This is a genomic window from Vibrio scophthalmi (assembly GCF_040869025.1).
Classification (GTDB): Bacteria; Pseudomonadota; Gammaproteobacteria; order Enterobacterales; family Vibrionaceae; genus Vibrio; species Vibrio scophthalmi.
Genome location: NZ_CP134271.1, coordinates 828,856 through 846,022, shown reverse-complemented (window position 1 = coordinate 846,022; position 17,167 = coordinate 828,856). Strand labels below are relative to the sequence as shown.

The 17,167-nt window shown below is 46.2% G+C and carries 18 protein-coding genes and 1 other RNA gene; 13 read left to right on the top strand and 6 right to left on the bottom strand.

The window, feature by feature from the left end; all coding sequences use genetic code 11:
* Positions 1-95 precede the first annotated feature (95 nt).
* Both RJD38_RS03730 and zapG read right to left on the bottom strand, forming a co-directional pair.
* On the bottom strand, positions 96-1,463 hold the full coding sequence (locus tag RJD38_RS03730) for a DegQ family serine endoprotease (protein ID WP_005594042.1): 1,368 nt from the start codon (positions 1,461-1,463) through the stop codon (positions 96-98).
* Between the two features lie 147 nt (positions 1,464-1,610).
* Positions 1,611-2,063 carry a Z-ring associated protein ZapG gene (gene zapG / locus RJD38_RS03725; RefSeq protein WP_065430851.1) on the bottom strand — a complete coding sequence of 151 codons (453 nt, stop codon included), beginning with the start codon at positions 2,061-2,063 and terminating at the stop codon, positions 1,611-1,613.
* A gap of 188 nt (positions 2,064-2,251) precedes the next feature.
* Between zapG and zapE the strand changes: the two genes are divergently transcribed.
* The 8 genes from zapE (at position 2,252) to sspB (ending at position 8,596) form a co-directional block, all read left to right on the top strand.
* A complete protein-coding gene (gene zapE, locus RJD38_RS03720) occupies positions 2,252-3,355 on the top strand; it encodes a cell division protein ZapE (protein WP_065545045.1) in 1,104 nt (367 codons plus the stop codon).
* A gap of 241 nt (positions 3,356-3,596) precedes the next feature.
* Positions 3,597-4,025, top strand: a complete 429-nt coding sequence (gene rplM, locus RJD38_RS03715; RefSeq protein ID WP_005594047.1) for a 50S ribosomal protein L13 — start codon at positions 3,597-3,599, stop codon at positions 4,023-4,025.
* A gap of 14 nt (positions 4,026-4,039) precedes the next feature.
* Positions 4,040-4,432, top strand: a complete 393-nt coding sequence (gene rpsI, locus RJD38_RS03710) for a 30S ribosomal protein S9 (protein WP_005594049.1) — start codon at positions 4,040-4,042, stop codon at positions 4,430-4,432.
* 333 nt (positions 4,433-4,765) lie between these two features.
* Entirely contained in the window at positions 4,766-5,359 is a 594-nt protein-coding gene (gene petA, locus RJD38_RS03705) for a ubiquinol-cytochrome c reductase iron-sulfur subunit (protein ID WP_005594050.1), read from the top strand.
* Positions 5,359-6,624, top strand: a complete 1,266-nt coding sequence (locus RJD38_RS03700) for a cytochrome b (protein WP_005594051.1) — start codon at positions 5,359-5,361, stop codon at positions 6,622-6,624. Before petA ends, RJD38_RS03700 begins: the two co-directional genes overlap by 1 nt.
* Positions 6,621-7,358, top strand: coding sequence for a cytochrome c1 (locus RJD38_RS03695; RefSeq protein ID WP_005594052.1), 738 nt, complete (start codon positions 6,621-6,623; stop codon positions 7,356-7,358). The genes RJD38_RS03700 and RJD38_RS03695 overlap by 4 nt, the downstream gene beginning before the upstream one ends.
* 100 nt (positions 7,359-7,458) lie before the next feature.
* Positions 7,459-8,094, top strand: coding sequence for a stringent starvation protein SspA (sspA, locus tag RJD38_RS03690; protein WP_005594053.1), 636 nt, complete (start codon positions 7,459-7,461; stop codon positions 8,092-8,094).
* A 10-nt stretch (positions 8,095-8,104) separates the two neighbouring features.
* Positions 8,105-8,596 (top strand): ClpXP protease specificity-enhancing factor, encoded by a 492-nt coding sequence (sspB, locus tag RJD38_RS03685; protein WP_005594054.1) that lies wholly within the window; start codon positions 8,105-8,107, stop codon positions 8,594-8,596.
* A gap of 96 nt (positions 8,597-8,692) precedes the next feature.
* Here the strand turns inward: sspB and RJD38_RS03680 are convergent, their stop codons facing one another.
* From RJD38_RS03680 to RJD38_RS03665, 4 genes are read right to left on the bottom strand one after another with little or no spacing between them, the layout of a single operon-like run.
* Positions 8,693-9,262, bottom strand: coding sequence for a BON domain-containing protein (locus tag RJD38_RS03680; protein ID WP_005594055.1), 570 nt, complete (start codon positions 9,260-9,262; stop codon positions 8,693-8,695).
* Positions 9,263-9,266: 4 nt separating this feature from the next.
* Positions 9,267-9,857, bottom strand: a complete 591-nt coding sequence (locus RJD38_RS03675; protein ID WP_005594056.1) for a phosphoheptose isomerase — start codon at positions 9,855-9,857, stop codon at positions 9,267-9,269.
* A 3-nt stretch (positions 9,858-9,860) separates the two neighbouring features.
* Positions 9,861-10,223 carry a YraN family protein gene (locus RJD38_RS03670; RefSeq protein ID WP_005594057.1) on the bottom strand — a complete coding sequence of 121 codons (363 nt, stop codon included), beginning with the start codon at positions 10,221-10,223 and terminating at the stop codon, positions 9,861-9,863.
* The gene (locus RJD38_RS03665; RefSeq protein WP_065545046.1) at positions 10,204-12,084 is read right to left on the bottom strand and encodes a penicillin-binding protein activator; all 1,881 of its coding nucleotides are present in this window, start codon (positions 12,082-12,084) and stop codon (positions 10,204-10,206) included. The genes RJD38_RS03670 and RJD38_RS03665 overlap by 20 nt, the downstream gene beginning before the upstream one ends.
* A 63-nt stretch (positions 12,085-12,147) precedes the next feature.
* On the opposite strand from RJD38_RS03665, the gene rsmI reads away from it, so the two are divergent.
* From rsmI to RJD38_RS03640, 5 genes are all read left to right on the top strand, one after another.
* On the top strand, positions 12,148-13,011 hold the full coding sequence (gene rsmI, locus RJD38_RS03660) for a 16S rRNA (cytidine(1402)-2'-O)-methyltransferase (protein ID WP_005594060.1): 864 nt from the start codon (positions 12,148-12,150) through the stop codon (positions 13,009-13,011).
* A gap of 353 nt (positions 13,012-13,364) precedes the next feature.
* Positions 13,365-13,796, top strand: an RNA gene (gene rnpB / locus RJD38_RS03655) — RNase P RNA component class A.
* Between the two features lie 359 nt (positions 13,797-14,155).
* Positions 14,156-15,106 carry a 16S rRNA (cytosine(1402)-N(4))-methyltransferase RsmH gene (gene rsmH, locus RJD38_RS03650; RefSeq protein ID WP_005594062.1) on the top strand — a complete coding sequence of 317 codons (951 nt, stop codon included), beginning with the start codon at positions 14,156-14,158 and terminating at the stop codon, positions 15,104-15,106.
* A gap of 7 nt (positions 15,107-15,113) precedes the next feature.
* The gene (gene ftsL / locus RJD38_RS03645; protein WP_005594063.1) at positions 15,114-15,431 is read left to right on the top strand and encodes a cell division protein FtsL; all 318 of its coding nucleotides are present in this window, start codon (positions 15,114-15,116) and stop codon (positions 15,429-15,431) included.
* Positions 15,428-17,155 carry a peptidoglycan glycosyltransferase FtsI gene (locus RJD38_RS03640; RefSeq protein ID WP_005594064.1) on the top strand — a complete coding sequence of 576 codons (1,728 nt, stop codon included), beginning with the start codon at positions 15,428-15,430 and terminating at the stop codon, positions 17,153-17,155. The genes ftsL and RJD38_RS03640 overlap by 4 nt, the downstream gene beginning before the upstream one ends.
* Positions 17,156-17,167: the final 12 nt, after the last annotated feature.

The window sequence follows — 17,167 nt, the reverse complement described above, 5'->3', positions numbered from 1 at the left end:
GAATTTCTCCGCTGTCCTTTTAAATCAATATCGCGTTTTATCGCGAATACGTATGCTATTTGAGGCTGTGACAGCCGAGGTTCTAGCGCCTTTGATTAGCGAACCACGAGGTAAATAGTCCGATTATCACGTTGAATATTCAGTGCTAATACACCTGATTGCTTCTCTACTACCTTACGTAGTTCGGCTAAGTTCTTTACGCGGACTCGGTTGACGCCCAGGATAATATCGCCAGCTTGCAGTTGATACGCTTCCGCTGGAGAGCCGGTTTCAACCGAGGAGACTTTCACCCCTTGTACGCTATCGCTGGCATTGGTGTTGGTGAGTGCTGCCCCCGTTAAACCTTGATGTAACTTGTCTGCACTGGCTTTGACATTTTCTTGCTCGCCTAACGTCACTTTGACCGATTTCTCTTTGCCATCGCGAATGATGCCGAGAGTGACTTTCTTACCCGCGCCCAGCGTGCCGATTTTTGCTCTTAACTCATGGAAGGAACTGATGGTTTTGCCATTGATTGAGACAATGATGTCACCCGCTTGAATGCCCGCTTTGTCTGCTGCGCTGTCGACTACGACTTGGCTAACAAATGCCCCTTTGCTTGATTCGTAACCTAGTGCCTCGGCCAGTTCTGATGTTACTTCGCCGCCTTGTACACCCAGCATGCCGCGTTTTACTTCACCAAACTCTAAGATCTGTTCGGTTAAGTTTTTCATCATGTTTGCCGGGATCGCAAAACCAATACCAACGTTCCCGCCATTAGGGCCAAAAATAGCGGTGTTAATACCAATTAACTCGCCATTGAGGTTGATCAGAGCGCCACCCGAATTACCACTGTTAATGGCCGCATCGGTTTGAATGAAGTTTTCAAAGTTTTCGAGGTTTAAGCCACTACGACCTAACGCGGAAACGATGCCCGATGTGACAGTTTGGCCGAGACCAAATGGATTACCAATCGCCACGGTGAAATCGCCAACACGCAGTTGATCCGAATCGGCCAGTTCAATTTGTGTGAGGTTTTTGGCTTGTTCTAGTTTGAGTAAAGCGACATCAGACATTTCATCACCACCGACCAATTCTGCATCGTATTCACGACCATCATGCAGCTTGACGCGAATTTTCTCTGCGCCTTTAATGACGTGATAGTTGGTGACGATATGACCTTGTTTGGCATCAATAATGACGCCAGAACCTAGCCCACGAAAAGGTTGTTCTTGCTGCTGTTCTGCTGGAAAGTCAGGACCAAAGAAAAAGCGGAATTGATCCGGAATGCGCTGTTTGGCGACATGAGTGCCTTCGACGTCAATACTGACCACCGCAGGGGTGACTCGTTCGAGCATCGGAGCCAAACTAGGCAACTGTTCACCATTGACGGCCAAAGGCAGTGCAGCAGAAGCCGGTAATGGCAAGATGATTGAACTGATGCTTAAAGAGAGAACCGTTAAGGCAAGCAAAGGCTTTTTCATCAAATAACTCCTATACAGTGAAGGCCGATTCAGTGGCAACTGCTCGGTTTAGTCTTGATTTATGGATACAAATCGGTGCTACGTATGGAGGTATGACTAAGAAACCCCAACAAAGTTCACTGGGAACCTTGTTGGAGTGAAAGATTATTATGAAGCTTTAGCGGTCGCTTCTTGTGGAGAGTGAAGAATGTCTTTTTTCTGCTCACGCAGTAGGCCTGTAGCACCTGAGGCATAATCTTTTGGTGCTTCATCGCTTGAGTCTGCGGTTTTTGTTTCGCTGTGGTTATTGCTGTTTTGCGATGCAACCTTTTGCGCGAAAGGATTGTCTTGCTCCGGCATATTTGGCAAGAGTTCAGAGGACGTTTTTGCCATGTGCTGATAGAGACGAGTGTACTCTTTACCCAATGAGTCGAGCATTTCTGCGCTCTGCGCAAAGTGATCAGACAATTCTTGTTTTTGTTGTTCTAACTGAAATTTTGCTGTTTCTAGATCTTTGTGGAGATTTTTTTGTTTTTTGTATCCCGGGGTAGTGAAGCGCGAGATGATAAATCCAAGAGCTGTTCCTGCAAGCAGGCCAACAAGGGCATAAATCCAAGGCATAATTACTCCTTATTATTTTTAGTTTAACATGCTGTTTACTAGTTAATTACAGATGCTCGTTGACCATGTTACTATGAGACCTTAAACCAATAAAGAAAAATGCGTGTGACCCTATCCCATGAATCTGTAGAAAATATTACCAGTCGATTTCAGGATAGCTCAGTGCAGTAGTCATAGAAGGTCTAGCAATGACACCATTACAACGCTACCAACAAGACGTTGAGAACCATGGCTTTCAAGTCGATGATGCGCAACGCCAAGCCGTTCAGGCACTTGATTCTCTTTATCATCAAATGATTGCTTATATTGAGGCTCCGGTAGTCGTTGTGCCGAAATGGAAATCATGGCTAGGTAAAACCCCTGCGCCACCGGATGCACCCAATGGGCTCTATTTTTGGGGTGGAGTCGGACGTGGAAAAACATATTTAATGGACACCTTCTTTGATAGTTTGCCCATTGAGAAGAAGATGCGCGTTCACTTTCACCGCTTTATGCTGCGAGTGCATGATGAATTGCGTGAGCTGCATGATGTGAGCGATCCACTGGAAGCGGTTGCCAATATCTTGAAGCAAGAGACGGAGATCATCTGTTTTGATGAATTCTTTGTTTCTGATATTACCGACGCGATGATCCTCGGCACCTTGTTCCAAGCTCTATTTCAACGCGGCGTCGTTTTGGTGGCCACATCAAATATCCCTCCTCATGATCTCTATCGTAATGGTTTGCAGCGCGCGCGCTTCATGCCAGCCATTCAACTGATTCAAACCCATTGTGATGTGCTTAATGTCGATAGCGGGATTGATTATCGTCTGCGTACGCTAGAACAAGCGGAGATCTATCACTTCCCTTTGGATGTATCAGCGCATGAAAACCTTAGTCGCTATTACGAGCAATTGGTGGGAGAGGGGAAAGCCTCTGCGGCCGCAATTGAGATTAATCATCGCCAAGTGGATGTACTCAAAGCAGCCGATGGGGTATTGCACGCGACGTTTGCTCAGTTGTGCCAAACCGCTCGTAGTCAGAATGACTACATCGAAATCTCGAAGGTTTACCACAGTGTGTTGTTAGCAGAGGTAATACAGATGCATCAGTTAGTCGATGATGCGGCGAGGCGCTTCATTGCGTTAGTTGATGAATTTTATGAGCGAAACGTAAAACTGATTATTTCGTCAGAAGTCGCATTAGAGCAACTTTATACTGCTGGGACGCTGGAATTTGAGTTTAAACGTTGTATATCACGCCTAACAGAAATGCAAAGCCATGAGTATCTGGCTAGAGAGCACTTGGCATAAAGGCTGGATGATATTTACGGTAAAGAAAAAGTCATATTTTTATTTAAAAAAGAGGTGATTTTTTCAACTCACTTCTCTATAATCTTGCGACCCACCGTTACTGCAGGTCATTTTTGGATGAATTTCCAAAGTTTTTGACCAAGAGTGCCACCCACTCGAAGGGGTGATGACTGGGCTCTTAGACAGTGGGAGCATTCCTGCTCCTTTAAGTTTAAATTTAAATTAACGGGTTATTATTAGCATGAAAACTTTCGTTGCTAAACCAGAAACTGTAAAACGCGACTGGTATGTTGTAGACGCTGAAGGTAAAACTCTTGGCCGTCTAGCAAGTGAAATTGCATCTCGCCTACGTGGCAAACACAAAGCTGAATACACTCCTCACGTTGACACTGGTGATTACATCATCGTTATCAACGCTGAGAAAGTTACTGTAACTGGTAACAAAGCTAAAGGTAAAGTGTATTACCGTCACACTGAGTTCCCTGGTGGTCTTAAATCAATCACTTTTGAAAAGCTGATTGTTAAGAAACCAGAGATGGTTCTTGAACTTGCTGTTAAAGGTATGTTGCCACGTGGTCCTCTAGGCCGTGCTATGTACCGTAAGCTTAAAGTTTACGCTGGTGCTGAGCACAACCATGTTGCTCAACAACCACAAGTACTAGACATCTAATCGGGGATTTCGAAATGGCAGAGAATCAATACTACGGCACTGGCCGTCGCAAAAGCTCAGCTGCACGTGTTTTTATCAAACCGGGTACTGGCAACATCGTAATCAACAAGCGTAGCCTTGATGAATACTTCGGTCGTCCAACTTCTCGCATGGTTGTTAAACAACCTCTTGAGCTAGTTGAACTAACTGAGAAACTAGACCTATACGTTACTGTTAAAGGTGGCGGTATTTCTGGTCAAGCTGGTGCGATCCGTCACGGTATCACACGCGCTCTAATGGAATACGATGAGTCTTTCCGTCCTGCTCTACGTGCAGCTGGTTACGTTACTCGTGACGCTCGTTGCGTTGAACGTAAGAAAGTTGGTCTACGTAAAGCACGTCGTAAACCACAGTTCTCTAAGCGTTAATCTTTTTCAAAGATTTCGCTTCCAGTTTTTACTGGGACGTGGTTTCAAAGCCTGGCTTATGCCAGGCTTTTTGTTTTTCTGCGCTCTAAAATCTCTTTCCCTCATACCCTCTCCAACACCCTCCCCAAAAATAGTTGTTTTCTGTGTTCTTCTTTTGTGACGACATTGGCGTTTGTATCCTTAATTGTTACAAATAAGTAGCTTTACCTTGTCAGAAAGTGGGGTTTTATTTATCATTTGCAATCAAATAAATACAACAAACTTAATTTGTTAGCCATGCTCTTTGGTAAGGAATAACAAGAATCCAAAAGGAGCAAATGGGAGAATGTTTGGATGAGCAATGCGCCTTTAAATAACGGTCGTAGACGTTTTCTAACTGCCACAACAGCTGTTGTGGGTGGGTTAGGGGCTGCTGCGGTTGCCGTTCCTTTTATTAAATCTTGGAACCCAAGTGAAAAAGCAAAAGCAGCAGGAGCCCCAGTTTCCGTTGATGTCGGTAAGCTAGAAGAAGGGCAAATGGTGCGTGTCGAGTGGCGAGGTAAGCCTGTATGGGTGGTTCGTCGTGCTCAAACTGTAGTTGATACTCTACAAGAACTTGATGGGCAATTACGTGATCCTTCCTCTGGGGAAGAGCAGCAACCGCTGTATGCACAGAATGCTTACCGTTCCATCAAACCAGAATATTTTGTCGCTGTTGGCATTTGTACCCACCTTGGTTGTTCTCCTACCTATTTGCCAGACAGTTTTAGCGAACAAGTTCAAGGTGTTAAGTCAGGTTTCTTCTGCCCGTGTCATGGCTCTAAATTTGATATGGCTGGACGTGTATTCCAAGGAGTACCCGCACCACTTAACCTCGTAGTACCAAAGCACATGTATCTAAGCGATACCAAGATCATGATCGGTGTTGACGAAGAAGGGGAGGCATAATGCAAGCTCTACTTGATTGGGTAGAAAAACGCTTACCCGCAATGAATGCGTATAAAAAGCACCTCTCTGAATATCCGATGCCGAAGAACTTTAACTTTTGGTATCTATTCGGCTCATTAGCGATGCTTGTATTGGTTAACCAGATCCTGACAGGTATTTGGCTGACGATGAACTATGTACCATCTGGTGATGGTGCGTTTGCCTCTATCGAATACATCATGCGTGATGTTGAGTATGGTTGGCTACTGCGCTATATGCACTCAACAGGTGCGTCGGCGTTCTTTGTTGTGGTTTATCTGCATATGTTCCGCGGCCTAATTTATGGTTCGTACCAAAAGCCACGTGAGCTACTGTGGATCTTCGGCATGTTGATCTTCCTCGTGTTGATGGCTGAAGCGTTCATGGGCTACCTATTGCCATGGGGACAAATGTCTTACTGGGGCGCGCAGGTAATCATCTCGCTATTTGGTGCTATTCCGGTGATTGGCGATGATCTGACGCTTTGGATTCGTGGTGACTACGTTATCTCTGGCGCGACACTGAACCGTTTCTTCGCTCTGCACGTTATTGCTCTACCCATTGTGCTTCTGTTGCTTATCGTACTTCACGTACTAGCACTTCACGAAGTCGGTTCGAATAACCCAGACGGTATCGAAACCAAACTGCCGAAAGGCACCATGGGCGATGACTATAAAACGCAGTTCAAATTCCATGATTACTACACTAAGAAATACGACATTATCGACTCGGTACCTTTCCACCCTTATGGGACAGTGAAAGATCTAGTTGGTGTGGCTGGTTTCTTATTCTTGTTCTGTTACGTATTGTTCTTCAATCCAGAGATGGGCGGCTACTTCCTTGAGCCACCAAACTTTGAAGCAGCAAACCCACTGAAAACACCGGAACACATTGCACCAGTTTGGTACTTCACGCCATTCTATGCCATCTTGCGTGCGGTTCCAGATAAGCTGTTGGGTGTTATTGCGATGGGCGCTTCTATTGCGGTGTTGTTCGTACTACCTTGGCTGGATCGCTGTAAAGTACGTTCGTACCGTTACCGCAGTAAGTTCCACTTGTTCAATATTATTCAGTTCACCATCTGTTTTGTTGCCTTGGGTGTGTTGGGTGCGTTGCCTGCAACAGCGCTATACACATTACTCGCACAAATCTTTAGCTTAGGTTACTTCATGTTCTTCGTGTTGCTGTATTTCTACAGTAAGAACGAAGCCACGAAACCATTACCAGAGAGGGTGACATTCAAATGAAAAAGTGGATTTTAGTTTTATTTGCAATGTTGCCGTCCTTGGCGATGGCTGCGGGTGCAAATGTACCATTAGACAAAGCAAACAATGATTTAAGTGATCAGGCGTCACTGCAAAACGGTGCCAAACTGTTTATGAACTACTGTTTTGCTTGTCACTCGGCTCAATACCAACGTTATGAGCGTGTCGCGACCGACATTGGTATTCCGCTTGAGTTGATGAAAGAAAACTTGGTGTTTGATCCAAATGCTAAAATTGGTGACTTGATGGAAAATGCCATTCCTGATGAGTCAGCAGCCAAATGGTTTGGCGCGCCGCCACCGGATCTCACCTTGGTAGCACGAGTTCGAGGTACTGACTGGCTATATACCTATTTGCGCTCTTTCTATGCAGATCCTGCACGTCCGTTTGGCGTGAACAACATTGTTTTCCCAAGTGTTGGTATGCCGCATGTACTTGAAGAGCTGCAAGGCATTCCGGTGCCGATCATCGAAACCAAGGTCGTTGATGGCGAAACCATTGAAACAGTGGTTGGTATCGAGTCTGACGGTACGGGTGAGCTTAACCAAGAAGAGTATGATCAAGCGGTTCGTGATCTCGTTAACTTCTTGGAGTACTCAGGCGACCCAGTCAAACTTGAGCGTCATGCTTTAGGTTGGTGGGTGATGGCATTCTTGGTGATCTTCACTATAGTCGTGGTACTGCTTAAGAAAGAGTATTGGCGTGATGTGCATTAAATATGCTATCATACAGCGCTAAATACCAAATTTGATAATTTACAATGGAGGCTTAGCCTCCATTGTTGTTTTTATTCCTGTAATTGTGCTGGAGGGCTCCATGGCTGTAGCTGCCAATAAACGTTCCGTGATGACTCTATTTTCAAGTGCATCTGATATGTATAGCCATCAGGTACGCATTGTTCTCGCTGAAAAAGGCGTAAGCGTTGAGGTTGAATTAGTTGATGAAGCTAACCTACCTGCGGAATTGATCGAGCTGAACCCATACAAAACGGTTCCTACTTTGGTTGATCGTGAGCTTGCACTTTACGATTCAAAAATCATTATGGAATACCTAGATGAGCGTTTCCCTCATCCACCACTAATGCCTGTTTACCCGGTTGCTCGTGGTAACAGCCGTCTAATGATCTACCGTATCGAAAAGAACTGGTACTCACTAGCAGAGAAAGTGGTTAACGGTACTGCTGAAGAATCTGAAGCGGCTCGTAACAAGTTACGTAACGATCTTCTGACTCTAGGCCCAGTATTTGCAGAATATGAATACTTTATGAGCGAAGAATTCAGCCTAATCGATTGTTACCTAGCTCCGCTACTATGGCGTTTGCCTCAGTTAGGTATCGAGCTTGTAGGCCCTGGCTCTAAAGAACTGAAAATTTACATGAACCGCGTATTTGAACGTGATTCATTCTTAGCTTCATTGACTGAAGCTGAGCGCGAAATGCGTCTACTGCGCTAATCGTCGTTTGATGGATATTTCGAACATGACACCACGCCGCCCATACATGCTTCGTGCATTTTATGAGTGGCTAGTGGACAACGACTTGACACCGCATCTAGTGGTTGCAGCTACACTGCCAGGTGTTCGTGTGCCGCAAGAGTTTGTCCAAGACGGTCAGATCATTCTGAACGTCGCACCACGTGCGGTGGGTAACTTGCAGTTGGGTGATGATGAAGTCACCTTTAACGCGCGCTTCAGTGGCCGACCTCATGTGGTTGTTGTCCCTCTTTACGCAGTACAAGCGATTTACGCTCGTGAAAATGGTGCAGGCACTATGTTTGAACCAGAAGATGCGTACATGGATACCTTTGACGAGATTGAAGATGAGTTCATCGAAGAGATGGGTGAAATCAGTAGTCTGTCATTGGCGACGGAAAGTGTTGAAACTGATGGTGATGATGGTTCAGATGATGAGCCACCAAGACCAAAAGGCCGTCCGAGTCTTCGCGTGGTTAAGTAATACCAATCAGTCGATGGGTGTTAATAGCCAACAGCAGAATCAAAAAAAGCAGCTTACGCTGCTTTTTTTATGCCTATCAATCATGACTCTCCGGTATTAATCACCGTATTGAAAAGCTTTGATCACTTGTTTGACACCAGATACGTTACGCGTAATCTCTGCAGCTAAATCTGCATGTGCGCGAGACACATAGCCAAGCAAAAATACTTCACCACCTTCGGTAATGACCTTAATTTTTACTGTGCTCAGCTCTTCATTGGTGAGCAGTGCTGACTTCACTTTAGTGGTAATCCAACTATCGTGGCTAATTTCACCGATCGAGAGTGGCTGCTGCACTCTGATTTGGTTGTGAATTTGTGTTACCCCTGGGGTTTTACGTGCTTGGGCTTCAAATTCATTCAGTATCTGTTGGGTATTGGCTTGCCCCATTAGCACCACAATACCATTATAAGAACTCGCGGTCGCGCGTACATTGCCACGATAAGGGGCTTTGTTGGTCATGCCTGCGATTTCAAATTCGATATTATTGTCGTTCCAAATCTCTTTGGTGGTACGGTTGTCAGTGACAACGCTGACGGTTGTTGCTGCACCAGCAACAAATAAGCCGACACATCCGCTGGTCGACATTACCAGGGTGGCAATCAATAAGGCTTTGATTAAGTTCATCTCTTTACTCTTCGTGAGTGGGGAATAAAACTTGATCTATCAAATCACATAAACAGTGTAACGTCACCATATGAACCTCATGAATTCGAGCCGTTCTGTGAGATGGGATACGAATTTCAACATCATTTTCACCCAGCAAGCCAGCCATTTCACCACCGTCCTTACCGGTTAGTGCAATGATAGTCATATCGCGAGTTACCGCCGCTTCCATCGCTTTGATGATATTTTTGCTGTTACCACTGGTTGAGATCGCTAATAAAATATCACCTGGCTGACCAAAAGCGCGCACTTGTTTAGAAAAGATATGCTCATAGTGGTAGTCATTTGCGACGGCCGTCAGTGTGGTATTGTCCGCGGTTAATGCCATTGCAGGTAGGCTAGGGCGCTCCGTCTCAAACCGGTTGAGCAAACACGAGACAAATTGCTGAGCATTGGATAAAGAGCCACCATTACCGCAGCAAAGCACCTTATTGCCGTTGAGTAGGCTATAGACCAAGGCTTGCGCCGCGTGGGTGATGGCATCTGGCAGGGCTTCTGCCGCAGCGATTTGAATTTGAATACTTTCGGTAAAGCTTTCTTTAATGCTCTCTAGCATTGGTTACCCTTGAGTTATGGCGTTTTTGATCCAATCAATCTGCTTACCATCATGATGAATAGCGACTAAATCGAAACGAAAATTGGTCGAATGAACGGACAATCCTTGTTTAATTAACCAAACATTGGCCGTTTTAATTAAACGCTGTTGTTTGCTGTAGGTGACAGTCTCTGCAGCATGTCCATAATTTTGGTTTTGGCGGTAGCGTACTTCAACAAAGACAATTGTGTCTTGGTCGCGCATGATCAAATCGATCTCACCACCTTTGATGCGAAAGTTTCTCGCAATTTTGCTGAGTCCGCAACTCACAAGATGTTGTTCAGCGGCGGACTCGAAAAAAAGCCCTTTAGTTAGCTTGTTCAGCACTGGCTTCTGCTGTGTTGTCGATGAGCTCAGCTTCTTGCGCGTCTGCACTATCAATGTTGCCATGCTCAGCCCAGCTAATTTCACGCTGAACGACACAATTGTTGTCGATGCTTAGTACACCGGTATTACCATCGATACGGTAGCCATTAACCACCTTCATTTGTGGTAGCTGTTCCATTAATAAGTAAGCATCCATTCCCAACGCTTGCAGACGTTTTTCAGCGTTTGAACCTTTAGGCCACATCTGATTCATTTGCGCTTCAATCGCGCTGTTTGGTTGGATCAGTAATGGAATGTCACTGTACATTACGCCGGTTAAATCTTCGTACTGTTGACGGCCGCTGTTGCTGCTAGAGTTCGAAAATAGTTTCGGCGGGTTAGTGTCTGGGTTGATTGCTACTTCAATAAATGGCTTGATCAGCGTTAGCTCGGCACTGCCAGCAACGATGTAAACCGCATCGATATCACGACGGCTACGTGGTTGGCTTTCCAGTGACAGACCAAGTAATGATTCCATCTGCGCGATATGCTGTTGGCTCTCTTGTAGCCCAAAAGCGGTGTTGATATTGCGTTGTAGCTGACGTTTTTCCGTGAAGAGGTTTACGGCAACTTTATCGTTGCTGTATTTTTTCCATTCCGCTTCAAAGGCCTCAACCACACGTTGTCCTAGTCGACCTTGCGGCGCTAACACTAATGGGTAGCGATAACCTTGAGCAAATAGATGTTTCGCGGCTTGCGCTACTTCTTGTTCTGGCGATAGTGCTAAGTAACAAATATTGCTACCTGGCATTACTTCGTCAGGAATATTCAATGCCAGCATTGGCAATGGATGGCCTGTCGTCGTTTGTGCTTGTTGTAGTTTAGCGATGTTGCCTTTCACCAAAGGACCAACTACAAAGTCGATATTCTTTTCGATGAACTGCTGTTGTAGCGAGTTGATATCGGTAGCATTGGTATCGATTACGGTTAAGGTTGCGTTAGGATCACGCTGCTCGTCGTTCATCATTTGCAAGATGAAACCATCACGGATCAACTGAGCTTGTTTGGCAAACTTACCTGATAGTGGTAGCAGTAGGGCGGTATTAACCGGTTTCGTCACATCCAAAGCGAGAATGTCTTCAATGGCTTGTGGCGTATAAAGAGCAGCAGGGTGCGATGGGTTTTCTGCCAACCACTGTTCGAGCGTATTTTTCAATTGAGCAATGTTACTGGCCAAACTTGCATTGTAAATCGCCAATTGCACCCAGCCATCGAAGTCAGCACTGCTCGCCGCGGTATTAAATTGGGTGATCTGGGCTTCTGGGTATTGGGTCAAGTTTTGCCAAATGCTTTCTGCTAGGTAGCCTTGCTGCGATTTGTCTTCAAATTCTGCCAGTTGAGTAAGTTCTTGAGCAGCTTCGAAGTAGTTGTGTTGCTTAGCAAAAATATCCGCGCGTAGCTGGTGGTAATCTTTCCACTGTTCATTGGCAAGACGCCAAGATGGACGGAAGTTAAGCTGTTCAGCCGCCTGGTTTATTTGCTCATTGTTGTACAACAGTGTTGCGCGAGACAGCTGCCATTCAGCTTGCTGCATATCCGTTAGCGGTTGACGAGCAAGGCGCTTGATCAATAAATCAGCCTGATTGATGTCATTGGCTTCGACTGCGGCTTTCAGCGCCATAATCAACCAGTCGCTCTGTAAGCTTCCTTCACTGCTGTCAGCACGCATAAGGTAGTTGGTCACCGACTGAGTCGGGTCGAGCGTAATATCGACATAATTGGGTGTTGATGAAGTAGACGAACACGCTGCTAATACCACCGCAAGGGCTACAGGAGTCAGTAAGCGTGTTACACTTAGTCGCTTTTGGTTATTTATGGCCATGAGTTATTCGTTAATTCCGTATAAAATTGTGTCTATATTAATCGTTGAAGTGATGCTAAACAAATGACAGATAATAAAACCTTACCAGCACAGATCCCAACTCTCTTTATTGTACCCACTCCAATTGGCAATTTGGGCGATATTACGCAACGTGCCATTGAAGTACTTTCTAGCGTCGATCTGATTGCGGCAGAAGATACTCGTCATACTGGTAAGCTTTTAGCGCACTTTAATATCCCGACAAAAACCTTTCCTCTGCATGATCATAACGAACAACAAAAAGCGCAAGTTTTAGTCGAAAAATTATTGTCAGGTCAGTCAATCGCTTTGGTTTCCGATGCGGGTACACCACTTATTAGTGATCCAGGATACCATCTCGTCAATCAATGTCGTCAAGCCGGGGTTAAAGTTGTCCCGCTACCAGGTGCTTGTGCTGTCATTACCGCATTGAGCGCGTCTGGTTTACCTTCGGATCGATTTAGCTTTGAAGGCTTTTTACCACCAAAGAGCAAAGCAAGAAAAGATAAGTTATTGGAAATCGCTAAAGTTGAGCGTACTTGTATCTTTTATGAGTCACCTCATCGCATTTTAGACTCTTTAGAAGATATGTTGGACATTCTTGGCTCACAACGTGAAGTGGTATTGGCTCGTGAGTTAACGAAAACCTTCGAAACTTTCCAAGGTATGCCGCTGGGTGAATTGATCGAATGGGTTAAAGCGGACAGTAACCAACAACGTGGTGAAATGGTCTTGCTAGTTCATGGTCACCGTGAAGTGGCAGAAGAGACTCTGCCAGACGAAGTGACTCGCACCCTCGCTATTTTGACGAAAGAGCTGCCTCTGAAAAAAGCTGCAGCCTTAGCTGCTGAGATCTATAACCTAAAGAAAAACGCCCTCTACAAATGGGGTTTAGAGAATTTAGGTTAAGCGGATTTTAGAGTCGAGAGTTTAGAGGCGAGAAGTTAGAAGCGAGATTATAGAGGCGAGATTATAGAAGCGAGAGGCGGGGTTACCTGGCTGCGCTTTTCTCGTTTCTCGAAGCGCAGCATTCTCGGCTCTTTGTCCTCTCGCTCTTCGCTCCCGCTTCTCGAAGCGCAGCGTACTCGGCTCTTTGTCTTCTCGCTCTTCGCTCTTGCCTCTCGAAGCGAAGCGTTCTCAGCTCTTTGTCTTTTCACTCTTCTCGCTGCGAAATGTTCGCTTTTTAGCCGTTTAACATCCATATCTCATCATATTTGTGATCTCGCTAGACACTGTACCTTGAACTCTATACAATCCGCCTCGGAGTTGACTGGATAGTCGCTGCTTTGTTGATGTCCTTCGGGAGACTGACGCTGAAGTCCCTTCGGGAGACTGGCGTTGACGTCCTTCGGGAGACTGACAAAGGGGAGGAAAGTCCGGGCTCCATAGAGCAGGGTGCCAGGTAACGCCTGGGAGGCGCAAGCCTACGACAAGTGCAACAGAAAGAAGACCGCCGATGGCTCGCAAGAGCACAGGTAAGGGCGAAAGGGTGCGGTAAGAGCGCACCGTGCGACTGGCAACAGTTCGTAGCAAGGTAAACTCCACCCGGAGCAAGACCAAATAGGCCTCCACATTGCGTTGCTCGCGTAAGGAGGCGGGTAGGTTGCTTGAGCCAGTGAGCGATTGCTGGCCTAGACGAATGGCTATCACCGCGCAAGCGGATACAGAACCCGGCTTATACGTCGACTCCACCTATTCGAGACCCATCGTAACGCTTGCGTTATGATGGGTTTTTTGCATTTTACTGACGAAAATATTCTCCTAAGCAATATACTCAGGCTCTTTTCAGCTAACTTTCTAGTGGGACTGAAAGTTCTTTGCCTGACAATGCTGGGGTTTTATGATCCGATGGGCTTGAAAAAACGTTCATAATTGACGTTATTTTTCTTCAACTGAAAGCCGCGTCTAGGCTCTCAAAGTCGATATTGAAGGCGCTTGAGTATTAAACTTAGCGCAATGTCACGTGATACAAGCGACCAAGGGTGGCACTGCGTGATGAAATCAGTACACTGAAGAGTTAGAGCGCATCAACACGCTAGCCGATGAGATAACTATGACAGAAGCATTTAAACACATATCTGTATTACTGAATGAATCGATCGATGGATTGGCAATCAAACCCGATGGCACATACATAGACGGTACATTTGGTCGTGGTGGCCACAGCCGCACAATCTTGTCGAAACTGGGTGAGAATGGTCGTCTGTTCAGTATCGACCGTGACCCGCAAGCGATTGAAGAAGCAAACAAGATCGATGATCCTCGCTTTACTATCGTTCATGGCCCATTTTCCGGTATTGCCGAATACGCTGAGCGCTACAATTTGGTTGGTCAAGTTGACGGTGTACTGTTTGATCTTGGTGTTTCATCACCACAGCTAGATGATGCAGAGCGTGGCTTTAGCTTTATGAAAGATGGCCCGTTAGATATGCGTATGGATCCAACGTCGGGCATTTCTGTTTCTCAGTGGTTATTGGAAGCGGATTTGGACGACATCACTTGGGTTATTCGTGAGTTTGGTGAAGACAAACACGCTCGCCGCATCGCTAAAGCGATCGTTGCTTATCGTGAAAACGAAGAGAACGAACCGCTGACTCGTACTGGCCAGTTAGCAAAACTCATCTCTGATGCTGCGCCAAAAAGCTTCAAAGAGAAAAAACACCCGGCAACTCGCTCATTCCAAGCGTTCCGCATCTACATCAACAGTGAGCTAGAAGAGATCGATACAGCGCTAAAAGGCGCGGCGAGCATTCTTGCACCGGAAGGACGCTTGTCAGTGATCAGCTTCCACTCATTGGAAGATCGCATGGTGAAACGTTTTATCCGTAAAGAGAGCCAGGGCCCACAAGTGCCACATGGACTGCCTTTAACGGAAGCGCAAATCCGTGAGCTTGGTAGTGCTAACTTAAAAGCAATCGGCAAAGCGATTAAACCAACGACGCAAGAAGTGGAAGTAAACACTCGCTCGCGTAGCTCAGTATTACGTATCGCAGAGAAACTGTAATTTCATCATGAGTAAAACCACGCCTAATCTTGCCAAGCTCATCGGTCGAGACTTAATTACCACCGGGCGTTTTCCCCTTGGTATGTTGTTATTGATTTTTGCTAGTGCGATGGGGGTGGTTTTTATGACTCACCATACTCGTGAAGCGGTAACCGAAAAAGACCAAGCTTTGGTTGAACGCGAACGACTGGACAATGAGTGGCGTAACTTACTGTTAGAAGAAACGGCACTGGCGGAACATAGCCGTGTACAAGCCGTTGCAAAGCAAGAGTTAGAGATGAAACGCCCCGACTCTGATAAAGAAGTGGTGATTGACTTACCATGAGTTCTCCGAAAATCAAACCAACGCCGAAGAAACCTGATGTTGAGCCTCCTCAACTGATTCGTTGGCGTTTCTACTTAGTCCTTTTCTTTGTTTTTGCCATTTTTACGGCGCTCGTCGCACGTATTGGTTACATCCAAATTATTGAACCAGACAACCTAATCAAACAAGGTGACTTGCGTTCTATTCGCGCCAAAACCTTACATTCCGCACGTGGCATTATCTCCGATCGCAATGGTGAACCTTTGGCGGTCAGTGTGCCCGTTGAAGCGGTTTGGGCCGATCCGGCAACCATTTTCAAAGAAGGTGGCTTAGTTGATGTTGACCGCTGGCATGCCCTCGCGGATGTCTTAGGTCTTGATCGCCAAGGCTTGCTCGACAAAATTAATAGCAACAAAACTCGTCGCTTTATTTACTTACAGCGCCAAGTCAGTCCTGCGATGTCGAATTACATTCGTCAGTTGAAGTTGGCCGGCATTGGCCTTAAACCGGAGTCACGTCGTTATTACCCTGCCGGTGAGGTTAGCGCTCACTTAGTGGGTGTGACAGGGATTGATGGCCACGGTTTAGAAGGGGTTGAACGTAGCTACGATAAATGGCTTACCGGTGAAGCGGGTAAACGAATTATTCGTAAAGACCGTTATGGCCGAGTGGTAGAAAACATTTCGCTTGAAGAGCGAGAAGAAGGTAAACCACTGACGCTGACTATTGATCAGCGCCTACAGGCAATTGCCTATCGCGCGATCAAACAAGCAGTGGCAGATTTCCGCGCCACATCGGGTTCTGCGGTACTACTTGATGTTAAAACGGGCGCAGTATTGGCGATGGTCAATGCTCCTTCATACAACCCGAATAACCGCGCAGATTTGCAATCAGCGAAAATGCGTAACCGCGTGATCACCGATGCCTTTGAGCCAGGCTCTACGATTAAACCGTTCGTGGTGTTAGCGGCATTAGAAAATGGTGTGGCTGATGAAAACACCGTGATTGATACCGGTAACGGCATCATGCAGGTTGGCGGCAGTCGTGTTCGGGATACCTCGAAAGTGGGCAAGGCCGATCTGACCACCATTTTGAAAAAGTCGAGTAACATCGGTGTGGCGAAACTGGCGTTAGAAATGCCATTGGAAGCATTATTGGGTATGTACAGCTCGGTCGGTTTTGGCGAATCTTCAGGCTTGAATCTGGTCGGTGAATCGACCGGTATTTTCCCTAATCGCCGTCGTTGGTCGAAATTTGAAATCGCCACGCTTTCTTTTGGTTATGGTTTGACCATTACACCTCTGCAACTTGCGCACGCTTATGCCACGTTGGGTAACTATGGTAAATACCAGCCAGTGCACATCTTAGAAAACAACCAGCAAGACTTTTCTCGTCAGGTGATTAGCGAGAAATACGCTCGTATGGTGCTGGGCATGCTGGAAACCGTAACCCAACCAGGAGGCACGGCTACCAAAGCGGCGGTTCCGGGCTATCGTGTTGCGGCGAAAACCGGTACTTCGCGTAAGGCGATTGCCGGTGGTTATGGTGATGAATATTTTGCGTATACCGCGGGGGTGGCACCAGCCAGTGATCCACGCGTGGCCTTGGTGGTGATTGTGAATGAGCCGCAAGGTGATAATTATTATGGTGGTTCTGTAGCCGGTCCTGTTTTCGCTGAAATAATGAAAGGCAGCCTACAGATCTTGAACGTCGCACCAGACGAAAATAAATCAATTCAGGAATAAAGAGAGACCTTT

What these genes read in the sequence shown, in the direction of transcription:
- rpsI (WP_005594049.1), top strand. Translation starts at nt 4,040, where the DNA reads ATGGCAGAGAATCAATACTACGGCACTGGCCGTCGCAAAAGCTCAGCT.
- RJD38_RS03730 (WP_005594042.1), bottom strand. Translation starts at nt 1,463, where the DNA reads ATGAAAAAGCCTTTGCTTGCCTTAACGGTTCTCTCTTTAAGCATCAGT.
- RJD38_RS03680 (WP_005594055.1), bottom strand. Translation starts at nt 9,262, where the DNA reads ATGAACTTAATCAAAGCCTTATTGATTGCCACCCTGGTAATGTCGACC.
- RJD38_RS03640 (WP_005594064.1), top strand. Translation starts at nt 15,428, where the DNA reads ATGAGTTCTCCGAAAATCAAACCAACGCCGAAGAAACCTGATGTTGAG.
- RJD38_RS03675 (WP_005594056.1), bottom strand. Translation starts at nt 9,857, where the DNA reads ATGCTAGAGAGCATTAAAGAAAGCTTTACCGAAAGTATTCAAATTCAA.
- RJD38_RS03700 (WP_005594051.1), top strand. Translation starts at nt 5,359, where the DNA reads ATGCAAGCTCTACTTGATTGGGTAGAAAAACGCTTACCCGCAATGAAT.
- zapG (WP_065430851.1), bottom strand. Translation starts at nt 2,063, where the DNA reads ATGCCTTGGATTTATGCCCTTGTTGGCCTGCTTGCAGGAACAGCTCTT.
- sspA (WP_005594053.1), top strand. Translation starts at nt 7,459, where the DNA reads ATGGCTGTAGCTGCCAATAAACGTTCCGTGATGACTCTATTTTCAAGT.
- petA (WP_005594050.1), top strand. Translation starts at nt 4,766, where the DNA reads ATGAGCAATGCGCCTTTAAATAACGGTCGTAGACGTTTTCTAACTGCC.
- ftsL (WP_005594063.1), top strand. Translation starts at nt 15,114, where the DNA reads ATGAGTAAAACCACGCCTAATCTTGCCAAGCTCATCGGTCGAGACTTA.
- zapE (WP_065545045.1), top strand. Translation starts at nt 2,252, where the DNA reads ATGACACCATTACAACGCTACCAACAAGACGTTGAGAACCATGGCTTT.
- rsmI (WP_005594060.1), top strand. Translation starts at nt 12,148, where the DNA reads ATGACAGATAATAAAACCTTACCAGCACAGATCCCAACTCTCTTTATT.
- sspB (WP_005594054.1), top strand. Translation starts at nt 8,105, where the DNA reads ATGGATATTTCGAACATGACACCACGCCGCCCATACATGCTTCGTGCA.
- rplM (WP_005594047.1), top strand. Translation starts at nt 3,597, where the DNA reads ATGAAAACTTTCGTTGCTAAACCAGAAACTGTAAAACGCGACTGGTAT.
- RJD38_RS03695 (WP_005594052.1), top strand. Translation starts at nt 6,621, where the DNA reads ATGAAAAAGTGGATTTTAGTTTTATTTGCAATGTTGCCGTCCTTGGCG.
- RJD38_RS03665 (WP_065545046.1), bottom strand. Translation starts at nt 12,084, where the DNA reads ATGGCCATAAATAACCAAAAGCGACTAAGTGTAACACGCTTACTGACT.
- rsmH (WP_005594062.1), top strand. Translation starts at nt 14,156, where the DNA reads ATGACAGAAGCATTTAAACACATATCTGTATTACTGAATGAATCGATC.